11 protein-coding genes are annotated in these 11,805 nt (G+C 65.1%); 9 read left to right on the forward strand and 2 right to left on the reverse strand.

Features of this window, described 5'->3' with window-relative positions; genetic code table 11:
* The first annotated feature begins 61 nt into the window (after positions 1 to 61).
* Together IB275_RS15520 and ligD are read left to right on the forward strand one after the other, a co-directional pair.
* A complete protein-coding gene (locus IB275_RS15520; RefSeq protein ID WP_192295876.1) occupies positions 62 to 520 on the forward strand; it encodes a phosphotransferase system, HPr-related protein in 459 nt (152 codons plus the stop codon).
* A gap of 3 nt (positions 521 to 523) precedes the next feature.
* Entirely contained in the window at positions 524 to 3,043 is a 2,520-nt protein-coding gene (gene ligD, locus IB275_RS15525; RefSeq protein WP_192295877.1) for a DNA ligase D, read from the forward strand.
* A 10-nt stretch (positions 3,044 to 3,053) separates the two neighbouring features.
* On the opposite strand, the gene IB275_RS15530 is transcribed toward ligD, so the two are convergent.
* Entirely contained in the window at positions 3,054 to 3,566 is a 513-nt protein-coding gene (locus IB275_RS15530; protein WP_192319018.1) for a DUF4142 domain-containing protein, read from the reverse strand.
* A gap of 167 nt (positions 3,567 to 3,733) precedes the next feature.
* Between IB275_RS15530 and IB275_RS15535 the strand changes: the two genes are divergently transcribed.
* Both IB275_RS15535 and IB275_RS15540 read left to right on the forward strand, forming a co-directional pair.
* Positions 3,734 to 3,910, forward strand: coding sequence for a metallothionein (locus IB275_RS15535; RefSeq protein ID WP_151187083.1), 177 nt, complete (start codon positions 3,734 to 3,736; stop codon positions 3,908 to 3,910).
* A gap of 39 nt (positions 3,911 to 3,949) precedes the next feature.
* Complete coding sequence (locus tag IB275_RS15540) at positions 3,950 to 4,807, forward strand: SDR family oxidoreductase (protein ID WP_151187084.1); 858 nt, start codon at positions 3,950 to 3,952, stop codon at positions 4,805 to 4,807.
* Positions 4,808 to 4,818: 11 nt separating this feature from the next.
* Here the strand turns inward: IB275_RS15540 and IB275_RS15545 are convergent, their stop codons facing one another.
* Positions 4,819 to 5,196 carry a Rho termination factor N-terminal domain-containing protein gene (locus IB275_RS15545; RefSeq protein ID WP_192295879.1) on the reverse strand — a complete coding sequence of 126 codons (378 nt, stop codon included), beginning with the start codon at positions 5,194 to 5,196 and terminating at the stop codon, positions 4,819 to 4,821.
* A 231-nt stretch (positions 5,197 to 5,427) separates the two neighbouring features.
* Between IB275_RS15545 and IB275_RS15550 the strand changes: the two genes are divergently transcribed.
* From IB275_RS15550 to IB275_RS15570, 5 genes are all read left to right on the forward strand, one after another.
* Positions 5,428 to 7,887 carry a glycogen/starch/alpha-glucan phosphorylase gene (locus IB275_RS15550; protein WP_192295880.1) on the forward strand — a complete coding sequence of 820 codons (2,460 nt, stop codon included), beginning with the start codon at positions 5,428 to 5,430 and terminating at the stop codon, positions 7,885 to 7,887.
* A gap of 173 nt (positions 7,888 to 8,060) precedes the next feature.
* A complete protein-coding gene (locus IB275_RS15555) occupies positions 8,061 to 8,579 on the forward strand; it encodes an MgtC/SapB family protein (RefSeq protein ID WP_081519909.1) in 519 nt (172 codons plus the stop codon).
* On the forward strand, positions 8,569 to 8,835 hold the full coding sequence (locus IB275_RS15560) for a hypothetical protein (protein WP_192295881.1): 267 nt from the start codon (positions 8,569 to 8,571) through the stop codon (positions 8,833 to 8,835). The genes IB275_RS15555 and IB275_RS15560 overlap by 11 nt, the downstream gene beginning before the upstream one ends.
* Complete coding sequence (ku, locus tag IB275_RS15565) at positions 8,823 to 9,683, forward strand: non-homologous end joining protein Ku (RefSeq protein WP_192295882.1); 861 nt, start codon at positions 8,823 to 8,825, stop codon at positions 9,681 to 9,683. Before IB275_RS15560 ends, ku begins: the two co-directional genes overlap by 13 nt.
* Positions 9,684 to 9,803: 120 nt before the next feature.
* Positions 9,804 to 11,786, forward strand: coding sequence for an alpha-1,4-glucan--maltose-1-phosphate maltosyltransferase (locus IB275_RS15570; protein WP_192295883.1), 1,983 nt, complete (start codon positions 9,804 to 9,806; stop codon positions 11,784 to 11,786).
* Positions 11,787 to 11,805 lie beyond the last annotated feature (19 nt).

Below are 11,805 nucleotides of genomic sequence, written 5' to 3' on the forward strand. Positions count from 1 at the left end.
CTATGCGCCGGCTCAACCGGCCTGAACGCACACAGGACCATTCAGACCTGGAGGCAGCGCCATGACCAATTCCGCCAAGAGCTCCGCGAAGAAAGCACCCGACCCGCAGCACATCGAGATCGACGACACCCAAGACCGCATGGGCAGCGTGCGCGAGCTGGATTTCGAGAAGGCTCCCGAAGGACGCATCGGCGACGAGCGTTCGCCCGAAGAGGTGGAGCGCGAGTTTCCTGCGCAGCGCCGCCGCGAGATGGGCCAGACCGGTGGCGAGACCCTGGGCGACAGCGCCGTGGAAGATGGCGTGAGCATGGACGATCTGGCCCCGGAAACCCTGATCGACGAGGACGGTACCGAATCGCCGCTGGAGCCGGGCGACAGCGCACCGGTGGACAAGCAGCTGCATATTCGCCGCGAAAGCGAGATTGGCGGAGGCATCGGCCTGGATGAGGCGGAGGAAGGCCACGTGCGCCCTTTGGACGGCAAACCCTGGGATGACTCCGACCCCGATGAGGAGCAATGACCCATGGCCCGCGCCGCCGTTCCGAATCGGACCCTGAAGGAGTACGCCCGCAAGCGCGATTTCAGCGGCACCCCGGAACCCAGCGGTGAAGCGCCGGGCAGCCATGCCGGGGAATACGCCTTCGTGGTGCAGAAGCACGACGCCAGCCACTTGCACTATGACTTTCGCCTGGAACTGGATGGGGTGCTGAAAAGCTGGGCGGTGCCCAAGGGCCCGTGCCTGGACCCAAGCGTGAAGCGCCTGGCCATCGAGGTCGAAGACCATCCGCTGGATTACGCGCGCTTCGAAGGGCACATCCCCGAAGGACACTACGGCGCAGGCGACGTGATCGTCTGGGACGAAGGCCGCTGGACGCCCATCGGCGACCCCCACGAGGGCATGCAGAGCGGCCTTCTGAAGTTTCGCCTGGAAGGCAGCAAGCTCGCCGGCAGCTGGAACCTTGTGCGAACCCGTATGGCGGGTCGCCAGCCGCAATGGTTCCTGATCAAGGGACGCGACGACCAGGCGCGGGACTATCCGCGCTTCGACATCCTGGCCGAGGAGCCACTGAGCGTCGTGACCGGGCGATCGCTGCCCAGCGAGTCCTCCGGGGCGAAAAAGACGCCTCCGAAACGGGCCAGGTCGACGAAGCAGACCCCGACAACCCGCAAAGCCACGCTCCCTGACGCCATTTCCCCGCAACTCGCCACGCTGGTGGACGCACCGCCTCCCGGCGATTGGCGCTACGAGATCAAGATCGACGGCTATCGCATCCTTGCCCGTCTCGATCGGGGCAAGGTGCGTCTGATGACGCGAAACGGCCACGACTGGTCGAAGAGGCTGCCGGAGCTGAGCAAGGCGCTGGCGGCGCTCGAGGTGCAATCCGCCTGGCTGGACGGCGAGATCCTGGTCATGGACGAGGAGGGGCGCCCTGATTTCCAGCGCTTGCAGAACGCCTTCGATGCCAATGTCTCCGCGCCGATCCACTACACCCTGTTCGATCTGCTCTGGCTGGACGGCACGGATTATCGCGGCAAGCCGCTGGAAGAACGCCGCCAGGCGCTACAGCGTGTCCTGCGTGGCAATGCCAATGAAGCGTTGCGCTACTCGGAAGACTTCACCGATGACCCGCGCAGCATCCTCGACAGCGCCTGTCGTCTCGGCCTGGAAGGCCTGATCGGCAAGCGTGCCGGCAGCCCCTATTCCGAGAAGCGCTCGCACGACTGGATCAAGCTCAAGTGCAAGCGCCGGCAGGAATTCGTCATTGCCGGTTTCAGCGAGCCCAAAGGCTCGCGCTCGCACTTCGGTGCCTTGCTGCTCGGCCTGCATGACGAGGACGGAGCGCTGCGTTACGCCGGCAAGGTCGGAACCGGTTTCAGCGCAGCGAGTCTCGCAACCCTTCATCAGCAGCTCAAACCTCTTCAGCGCAAGACCTCTCCGCTGAAGGACGCGCCCAAGGGCGCGGACGCCAGGGGCGTGACCTGGCTACGCCCGGCGCTGCTGTGCGAAGTCGCCTTTGCCGAAATGACCCGCGAGGGGTTGGTGCGCCAGGCGGTATTCCAGGGCCTGCGCAGTGACAAGCCGGTGCAGGCCATCGTCGAGGAGAAACCTAGACAGGCCGCACAGGGCGCTGACACAAAGACTGCGAAGGGAACACCGGGCAACACCCTGCAGGGCGTGACCATCACCCATCCCGACCGGGTGATCGACCCTGCCAGCCAACTGCGCAAGATCGACGTGGCGCATTACTACGAAAAGGCCGCCGAGCGCCTGCTGCCCTGGCTGGCTGACCGCCCGGTGTCGCTGGTGCGCGTACCGGACGGTGTCGGTGGCGAGCAGTTCTTCCAGCGGCATGCCTCGCGCACGGAAATCCCAGGCGCGCAGCCGCTCGATCCGAAACTCGATCCGGGCCATGCGCCGCTGCTGCGGATCGCCACGGCCAGGGGGCTGGTGGGCGCTGCGCAGATGAGCGCTCTGGAACTGCATACCTGGAACGCCACCCTGGATGATCTGGAAAAGCCTGACCGCTTCGTCCTGGATCTCGACCCGGACCCGTCACTGCCCTGGCAGCGGATGATCGAGGCGACGCAGCTGACCCTGACGCTGCTGGATGAACTCGGACTCCCGGCGTACCTGAAGACCAGCGGCGGCAAGGGCATGCACATTCTCGTCCCCCTGCAGCGGCGTCACAGCTGGGACGAGGTGAAGGACTTCGCCCATGCCATCAGTCGGCATCTGGCCAAACTGATGCCCGATCGTTTCAGTGCTGTGTCCGGGCCGAAGAACCGCGTCGGGAAAATCTTCATCGACTATCTGCGCAACACTCGCGGCGCCAGCACGGTCTGCGTCTGGTCGGTGCGGGCGCGAGAGGGTTTGCCGGTGTCCGTGCCGGTTCGTCGCGATGAGCTTGCCACGCTCAAGGCCGCGAATCAGTGGACGATTGCCAACGTCGACGAACGCCTGGTGGCGGCCGATCCGTGGGCGGGCTGGGCCAACACCAGGCAGCGCCTGACTCGCCGGATGATCGACCAATTGGAAGGCTGAAGGTGGCGGTTCAGGGGGCCTGCGACGCCACCAGCTGGTCCGCCAGTTCGCGCTGGTGATAGAGCATCGGCAGCCAGATACGGGCGAAGCCTTGCAAGTCAGCGTCGGCGGCTTCCTTGCTCATGCGGTCGAAGGAGCTCACCGCTTCCTTGCTCGATCGCAACTGCGCCACCGCATAGTCATGATCGAAGCGTTCACTGGCGGTGAGCGGCGCCTGACTGTTCTCTGGCTTCAGCGGGGCGTCGCTCTGCGCCGGCACGCCCTTTTTCTGCGCCAGGGTCTGCAGGTCGCGGAGCATCGCCGAATGTTCGTCCAGCACGCCCTGGGCCTGGTCGCGCACCGCCAGGGTCTTGCCGTAGCGGATAGCCTGCTGGGCGCGAGCGAGCTGCTGCTGGCTGTTGGTCAGGGCGGCGGAGATGAAGGCTGATTCATCGTCCTTGCCCTCTGCGAAGCTGCTGCCGGCGAGCACTGCGAAGCTCAGCAACAACCAGCGCAGGAAAGAGGAGGCGAGGGGAGTCGACATGGGAATTGCTCCTTCTTCTGGCTTTGCGACTACCGCAGTGGACGCAGCCCTGGGCGCACGGTTCAGAAAAGCCGGTCGGCGGCCTGAGCCATTGGTGAAAAAGCCTGAACCAAGCTTCCTGGCTTCGGCCTACCCAATGAGTCGATGACTCCTGGAGGAACCAAGCCATGAACGAACAACGCTGCTCCTGCCCCGGCTGTTCCTGCAGCCTGGGAGCTACGGCCGTGTACCGCGAAGGCCGTGCCTACTGTTGCCAGGCCTGCGCCGACGGCCATCCGGATGGCGAAAAACACTGTCAGGACACGCACTGCCATTGCGGACAGCAAAAGCCGCCGCGTGGTTGAACCCATCCGAGATGCCCTGGTGCATCGAAGGAGAACCCCATGAGCGAGACCGAAACCCTGCCACCACAACACCAGGACCAGCAGCCGGGCCTGGAGGAACAGATGCGCCCGCAGCCGGAGTTCGTCTCCGGCGAGTACCGTGCTGCTGCCAAGCTGGCCGGCAAGGTCGCCATCGTGACCGGGGGCGACAGCGGCATCGGTCGTGCCGTCGCGGTGACATTCGCCCGTGAGCGCGCCGATGTGGTGTTGCTGTACCTCGACGAATCCGAGGACGCGCTCAAGACCTGCCAGATCATCGAATCCCTCGGCCAGCAATGCCTGGAGATGTCCGGTGATGTCGCCGATGCGGGCTTCTGCGCGGAAGTGGCGCGCCGCGTCGAGGAGCGCTGGGGACGTCTGGACATACTGGTGAACAATGCGGGGGAACAGCATCCCCAGGAGTGCCTGGAAGACATTACGCAGCAGCAGTGGGAGCGGACGTTCCGCACCAACATCTTCGGCATGTTCCAGCTGACCAAGGCGGTGCTGCCGCTGATGGGCGAGGGCGGCACTATCGTCAACACCACCTCGATCACCGCCTACAAGGGCAACCCGAAACTGATCGACTATTCATCCACCAAGGGCGCGATCACCTCGTTCACCCGCTCGCTGGCGATGAACCTGGTCAGGCGCGGCATTCGCGTCAACGCGGTGGCACCGGGACCGATCTGGACACCGCTGATTCCTTCGACCTTCGATGCCGAGGAAGTCGCGACCTTCGGCACCAACACGCCGATGGGGAGACCAGGACAGCCCGAAGAACTGGCCCCGGCCTATGTCTACCTCGCCAGCAGCGACTCCTCCTATGTCAGCGGGCAGGTGCTGCACGTCAACGGTGGGACGGTGGTCAACGGCTGAGCCGCAGGAGATCAGGCCGCGCGTCGCAAGGCCTCGATCAGCTGCTGCTTGCGCATGCTCGAACGACCGGCGATGTGCCGGGTCCGTGCGCGGTTGAGCAACTCGGCCTTGGTCATGGATTCCAGCGGTTGGTCAGGCCGCGGCACGCCTTGCTTGGTGGCTACCGCGCGCTTGGCCGAGCTGCGCCGCGCGGCGGCCTTGGCCGGTGCGCTCTTGTTCCGGCCCGAGCCACCGCTGCGTTCGCCGCCGCCGGACTGCTTGTTCACGGTTGCCCAGGCTCGGGCTTCTGCCTCGTCCTTGGGAACGCCCCGGCTCTCATAGCTTTCCTCGATGTGTTCGGCCTTGCGCTTCTGCTTGTCGGTGTACTTGTCTTTATCGCCCCGTGGCATGGCTTGTTCTCCCTTGGCTGATGCGTCAGTGCACGCTCTTCGAGCGCCCGGCCCGCCAGCGCAGGCCACAGTGGGGAGAAACCGCTCGTCGCCGATCGTTCGGCGTTTCTGATGAACGGGCCATGCCGGTGAAGGAAAAGGTCTGAACTCAGCGTTTTCCTCGCGGACAGATGCACTGGGGCGCCTCGTGCGCCATCGGCAATCAGTCACCGACAGAAGCAGGAGACGGCAATGGCCCTGGACAGCATTCCCGATCAGTCGGCAGTCGAGATCTTCAAGCATGCCGTGCTCACCCGCTTGCGCTATGCGGTCGGCAAGGACCCGGCCGACGCCTTTGACCATGACTGGTTCGAAGCGGTGGCCCTGGCCACGAGCAAGTACCAGGTGGACAACTGGGAAGAAACCACCCGCGCCATCGATCGCAGCGCGCGCAAGCACGTGTACTACCTCTCCCTGGAGTTCCTCATCGGCCGTCTGCTGATCGACAACCTGAGCAACCTCGGGCTGCTCGAGGTGGCGCGTCAGGCACTGTCGGAACTGGGCGTGGACCTGGAACGCATCCGCCTGCTGGAGCCAGACGCGGCACTGGGCAATGGAGGCCTCGGCAGGCTGGCAGCGTGCTTCATGGAAAGCATGGCGACGCTGGACATCCCCGCCCACGGCTACGGCATCCGCTACGAGCACGGGCTGTTCAAGCAGGTGATCGGCGATGGCTGGCAGCAGGAGCACACCGAAACCTGGCTGGACTTCGGCAACCCCTGGGAATTCGAGCGCCCTGAATCCGCCTACAGCGTCGGCTTTGGCGGCAGCGTCTACAGCGAGCCGGACGCCAATGGTGTCGAGCGCCAGCGTTGGGAACCGGTAGAGCGCGTTCGCGCGGTCGCCTATGACATGCCGGTGGTGGGCTGGCGCACTGCCAGCGTGAACACCTTGCGCCTGTGGCGCGCCCGCGCCGAGGAAACCCTCAAGCTCGACCGCTTCAACGCCGGTGATCACCTGGGGGCGGTGGCCGACACCGTGCGTGCGGAAAGCATCTCCCGCGTGCTCTACCCGGCGGACAGCACCGAGGCCGGACAGGAGCTGCGTCTGCGCCAGGAGTACTTCTTCGTCGCTGCCTCCCTGCAGGACCTGATGCAGCGCCACCTGGGCAAGGGCGAGGACGTGTACGGCCTGCCCGGGCGGGTCGCCATCCAGCTCAACGACACCCACCCGGCCATCGCCGTGGCCGAGCTGATGCGCCTGCTGCTGGACGAGCGTGGGCTGGATTGGGGCGACGCCTGGGAGCTGACCGTGGCGACCCTGTCCTATACCAATCACACGCTGCTGCCCGAGGCGCTGGAATCCTGGCCGGTGGGGCTGATGGAACGCCTGTTGCCCCGGCACATGCAGATCATCTACCTGATCAATGCCTTCCATATCGACGCCCTGCGCGCCAAGGACATCCACGACTTCGCCCTGCTGCGGTCGGTGTCGCTGATCGAGGAGGACCACGGCCGCCGCGTGCGCATGGGGAATCTGGCGTTCCTCGGCTCGCACAGCGTCAATGGTGTCTCTGCGCTGCACACCGAACTGATGCGCGAGACGGTGTTCCGTGACCTGCACCGGTTGTACCCGAATCGCATCAGCAACAAGACCAACGGCGTGACCTTCCGCCGCTGGCTGTTCCAGACCAACCCTGAACTGACCGAACTGCTGGTCGACACCCTCGGGGACGACGTCCTGGACAACCTCGAGAGCCGCTTGCGCGACCTGGCGGCCCACGCCGAGAAGTCCGCCGTGCGCCAGCGCTTCGCCCAGCAGCGGCGCAACGCCAAACAGCGCCTGGCCGTGCTTATCGAGGAGCGCCTGGGCCTGCGTGTCGACCCGGATGCCCTGTTCGATGTGCACGTCAAGCGCATCCACGAGTACAAGCGTCAATTGCTCAACCTGTTGCACACCGTGGCGCTATACCAGGACATCCGCAATGACCCGACCACCGAACGCGTACCCAGGGTGAAGATCTTCGCCGGCAAGGCCGCGCCCAGCTATGTGCTGGCCAAACTGATCATCAAGCTGGCCAACGACATCAGTCGCACGGTCAATGCCGACCCCACCGTGCGCGGGCTGCTCAAGGTGGTGTTCATCCCCAACTACAACGTCAGCCTGGCCGAATCCATCATTCCGGCGGCGGACCTGTCCGAGCAGATATCCACGGCGGGCCTGGAGGCGTCAGGCACCAGCAACATGAAGTTCGCCCTCAACGGCGCGCTGACCATCGGCACCCTGGATGGCGCCAACGTCGAGATGTGCGAGCGTATCGGCCCGGAGAACATGTTCATCTTCGGCCTCAAGGCGCAGCAGGTGGAGGCTCGCAAACGGGCAGGGGAGCTGGCCATGCACAACGAGATCGCCGAGTCGCCACGCCTGCGCGAGGCGCTGATGGCGATCAGCAGCGGGGTATTCTCGCCGGATGACCCGCAGCGCTTCAGCGGATTGGTCGACAGTCTGCGCCATGACGACCGCTTCATGGTCTGCCCGGACTTCGACGCCTACTGGGATGCGCAGGAGCGCGTGGAGCAGCTCTGGCGAAAACCGTCGCGCTGGTGGAAAGCCTCGATGCTCAATACTGCACGAGTCGGGTGGTTTTCCTCGGACAGGACCATTCGCGAGTACGCCCAGGACATCTGGCAGGTGCCCGTCGGCGGGGAGTGAACCGCTCGCGACACAGCAACAGCCGGCAAGCCCTGGCTACGAAGACGCGGGGCTTGCCGCGGACGAACTGCTGAATTTCTGCCGGGCGGTCAGCGGTTGCAGGCGAAATCAAGCAAACCAAATGGCGTTCGTCCGGGTCTGGACTCTTATCAGGGCTTCAACATGAGCCGGACATGGACACATTGGAGCGAATCTGGCTGACGCTGGTGGCCGAGTTCTCCGACCTCAGCGAAGTCGAGCAGATCACCCGCGCCTCGCTGCGCCTGAGCCTCGCCGTGGTGCTGGGTGGTGTCGTGGGCTATGAGCGCGAGAGCCAGGGTAAGGCCGCCGGCCTGCGCACGCACATGCTGGTGACCCTGGGCGCGGCACTGTTCGTGATGGCGATCCGGGAAGGTGGCGCGCAGGCGGACGCCGTCAGTCGGGTCATCCAGGGCATCGCCGCGGGGATCGGCTTCCTCTGCGCCGGCACCATTCTCAAGGGCAGCCAAGTCTCCGAAGTGAAGGGCCTGACCACCGCGGCCGGGCTCTGGCTGAGTACGGCCATCGGTATCAGCGTCGGGCTGGGGCATTCGGCCACGGCGGTGCTCGGCACGCTGCTGGCGCTGCTGGTGCTGCACTGCCTGCCGCGCTGGCTGGAGCGCAACCACAAACATGCCCCTCACGAGTCGAGAGAGGACCGCGATGTTCCGTGAATTCGCCCAGGCCTGCGCCTGGACCGACGCCATGTTCGAGAACGGCCGCTACAGCGGGCTGATCGAATACCAGGTCATCCGCGAGGGCGCCGCGGTGGAAGTGCTGTGGGTCTATGCCCCCGGCAGCCGAAACACGTCGGAAGCCGAAGCGGCGGCGCGCCGCATGCTCGCACGGGTACGCGATATCGACGCTGAGGGCCGCGTGCACTTCGATGACGGCGTGACCTTGCAGGAGGACTGCCCATGGCCCGTGTGATCTGGAAAGGCGCCATCAGCTTCGGCCTGGTGCATATCCCGGTAGCGCTCAACAGCGCCTCGCGCTCCAGCGGCACCGATTTCGACTGGCTCGACGAGCGCAGCCTGGAGCCGGTTGGCTACAAGCGGGTGAACAAGATCACCGGCAAGGAGGTGCCCAGGGAACACATCGTCAAGGGCGTGGAACTGGAGAAAGGCCGCTATGTGGTCATCAGCGAGGAGGAAATCCGCGCCGCACGCCCGGAGGCGACCCAGAGCATCGACATCCTCGGCTTCATCGACATCGAGGAAATTCCGGTGCCGTTCTACGACTCGCCGTACTACCTCACGCCCGAGAAGCGCGGCGAAAAGGTCTACGTGCTGCTGCGCGACACCCTGAAGAAGACCGGCAAGGCCGCCGTCTGCCAGTTGGTGATGCACAGCCGCCAACACCTGGCGATGTTGCGCGAGGAAGGCGAAGCCATCCTGCTGATGACCCTGCGCTGGCCGGCGGACGTGCGCGAGGTGGACGAGCTGGGCCTGGCGCTGGGCAAGGTGAAGCTGGACAAGCGCGAGACGGAAATGGCCGAGCGGCTGGTCAAGGACATGTCCGGCCACTGGACACCGGCGGACTACGAAGACCGCTTCAGTGAGGAAATCCACCGCCTGGTGGAGCAGAAGGCCGCCAAGGGACAGCTGGAGACGGTCCCGCAAGTGGAAGCGAAAAGTGGCGAAGGCGCGGACATCATCGACCTCACCGAGCTGCTCAAACGTAGCCTCAAGGGCGACGGGAAGCGGCGCGTGGCGGCCAACGCGCCGGCGAAGAAAAGTGCAACCAGCAAACCCACGCCCAAGCGCAAGACCTCTTGAGCCAACCACTGGCGCAATTAGCCTGAACTTGCCGCCGTAGCGTCGTTCCCAACCCCTGTAGCTCGCCAATCCACCACGAGCGCGCCACGGAGCGCGCACCACCGCGAGGAGGGCGCCGCGATGGAACGGGAAAATCCGGCCAGCCGGGCCGAGGCCGCCGCCAATGAGCCGCGCATCGTCATCGAGGACGTGCAGCCACGCCTGGAAAGCGGTCGTTTTGCTGCCAAGGCCATCAGCCACCGCGCATCGCGCATCCACGCGCGCATCTTCAGTGATGGCCACGACAAGCTGGCTGCCGAGGTCGCCTGGCGCGAGAGCAAGGGTCAGCCGTGGCAGAAAACGCCCCTGCAAGCGATGGGCAACGACCACTGGGAAGCGCATATCACCCCGACCCAGGTCGGCCGCACCGAGTTCATCGTGCTGGCCTGGATCGACAGCTATGCGAGTTTTCGCTACGAGCTGGAGAAGAAGTACGCCGCTGGACAGGTGGTGGACCTGGAGTTCCGCGAGGGCATCGAGCTGCTGCAGCACGTGCTGCAGACCGCGCCGGAGGACTGCGAAGCGGAGCTGGAGAAGATCGTCCGCGAACTGCAGGGCAGCGAAGAGCGCGAGGCGCGCTTCGGCCTGCTCATGGCGCCGCGCACCCTGGAAGTGATGCAGCGCGCAGAACACCGGCCGTACCTGACCCGCAGCCTGACTTTCGAACTGGATGTGGAGCGACCACTGGCCGAATTCGCCAGCTGGTACGAGCTGTTCCCGCGCTCAGAAAGCAGCGTGCCGGGGCAACACGGAACCTTCGCCGACGTTCACCGACGCCTGCCGGACATCGCCGCCATGGGCTTCGACGTCCTGTATTTCCCACCGATCCATCCCATCGGTCGCCAACACCGCAAGGGTCGTAACAACAGCCTGCAGGCCGGTCCGGACGACCCCGGCAGCCCCTACGCCATCGGCAGCGAAGAGGGCGGTCATGACGCCGTGCATCCTCAGCTCGGTACATTGGAAGACTTCCGCGACCTGGTGGAAGCCGCCCGCGAACGCGGCCTGGAAGTCGCCCTGGACTTCGCCATCCAGTGCTCGCCGGACCACCCCTGGTTGCGCGAGCATCCCGGCTGGTTCAGCTGGCGCGCCGACGGGACCATCCGCCACGCGGAGAACCCGCCAAAGAAATACGAGGACATCGTCAACGTCGATTTCTATGCCCCGGATGCCGTACCCGATCTGTGGATGGGGTTGCTGCAGGTGGTGCTGGGCTGGGTGGAGCAGGGCGTCAACCTGTTTCGCGTCGACAACCCGCATACCAAGCCGCTGCCATTCTGGGAGTGGCTGATCGCCGAAGTGCGCCGCGAGCATCCGCAGGTGATCTTCCTCGCCGAGGCCTTCACCCGGCCGGCGATGATGGCGCGACTGGGCAAGGTGGGCTTCAGCCAGAGCTACACCTACTTCACCTGGCGCAACACCAAACAGGAGCTGGAGGAGTATTTCACCGAGTTGAACCAGTCGCCGCTGCGCGATTGCTACCGGCCGAACTTTTTCGTCAACACGCCGGACATCAACCCCTATTTCCTGCAGCGCTCCGGGCGAGCCGGCTTTCTCATTCGGGCGGCGCTGGCGACCATGGGGTCGGGCCTGTGGGGCATGTACTCAGGCTTCGAGCTGTGCGAGGCGGACCCGGTGCCGGGCAAGGAGGAGTACTTCGATTCCGAGAAGTACCAACTGCGCCAGCGCGACTACCACGCCCACGGCAACATCGTCGGCGAGATCACCCGGCTCAACCGCATCCGCCGGGAGAACCCGGCACTGCACAGCCATCTCGGCTTCCAGGCCTATTGCGCGTTCAACGACAACATCCTGCTGTTCGGCAAGCGCACCGCAGACCTGTCCAACTTCATCCTGGTCGCGGTCAGCCTCGACCCGGACAACGCCCAGGAAGCCGACTTCGAACTGCCGCTCTGGGAGTTCGGCCTGCCCGATGACGCGTCCATGGGCGGTGAGGACCTGATGAACGGCCACCGCTGGACCTGGCACGGCAAGCGCCAGTGGATGCGCATCGAGCCCTGGCACCTGCCGTTCGGCATCTGGCGCCTGCACCCCGAGACCTGAACCCTTAAGGATTGCGACC

Source organism: Pseudomonas sp. PDM21, assembly GCF_014852505.2.
In the GTDB taxonomy this organism is placed as follows: domain Bacteria; phylum Pseudomonadota; class Gammaproteobacteria; order Pseudomonadales; family Pseudomonadaceae; genus Pseudomonas.

Bases quoted from the DNA above. Each gene is read 5' to 3' on its own strand.
- IB275_RS15520 (WP_192295876.1), top strand. From the start codon at position 62: ATGACCAATTCCGCCAAGAGCTCCGCGAAGAAAGCACCCGACCCGCAG.
- ligD (WP_192295877.1), top strand. From the start codon at position 524: ATGGCCCGCGCCGCCGTTCCGAATCGGACCCTGAAGGAGTACGCCCGC.
- IB275_RS15530 (WP_192319018.1), bottom strand. From the start codon at position 3,566: ATGTCGACTCCCCTCGCCTCCTCTTTCCTGCGCTGGTTGTTGCTGAGC.
- IB275_RS15535 (WP_151187083.1), top strand. From the start codon at position 3,734: ATGAACGAACAACGCTGCTCCTGCCCCGGCTGTTCCTGCAGCCTGGGA.
- IB275_RS15540 (WP_151187084.1), top strand. From the start codon at position 3,950: ATGAGCGAGACCGAAACCCTGCCACCACAACACCAGGACCAGCAGCCG.
- IB275_RS15545 (WP_192295879.1), bottom strand. From the start codon at position 5,196: ATGCCACGGGGCGATAAAGACAAGTACACCGACAAGCAGAAGCGCAAG.
- IB275_RS15550 (WP_192295880.1), top strand. From the start codon at position 5,428: ATGGCCCTGGACAGCATTCCCGATCAGTCGGCAGTCGAGATCTTCAAG.
- IB275_RS15555 (WP_081519909.1), top strand. From the start codon at position 8,061: ATGGACACATTGGAGCGAATCTGGCTGACGCTGGTGGCCGAGTTCTCC.
- IB275_RS15560 (WP_192295881.1), top strand. From the start codon at position 8,569: ATGTTCCGTGAATTCGCCCAGGCCTGCGCCTGGACCGACGCCATGTTC.
- ku (WP_192295882.1), top strand. From the start codon at position 8,823: ATGGCCCGTGTGATCTGGAAAGGCGCCATCAGCTTCGGCCTGGTGCAT.
- IB275_RS15570 (WP_192295883.1), top strand. From the start codon at position 9,804: ATGGAACGGGAAAATCCGGCCAGCCGGGCCGAGGCCGCCGCCAATGAG.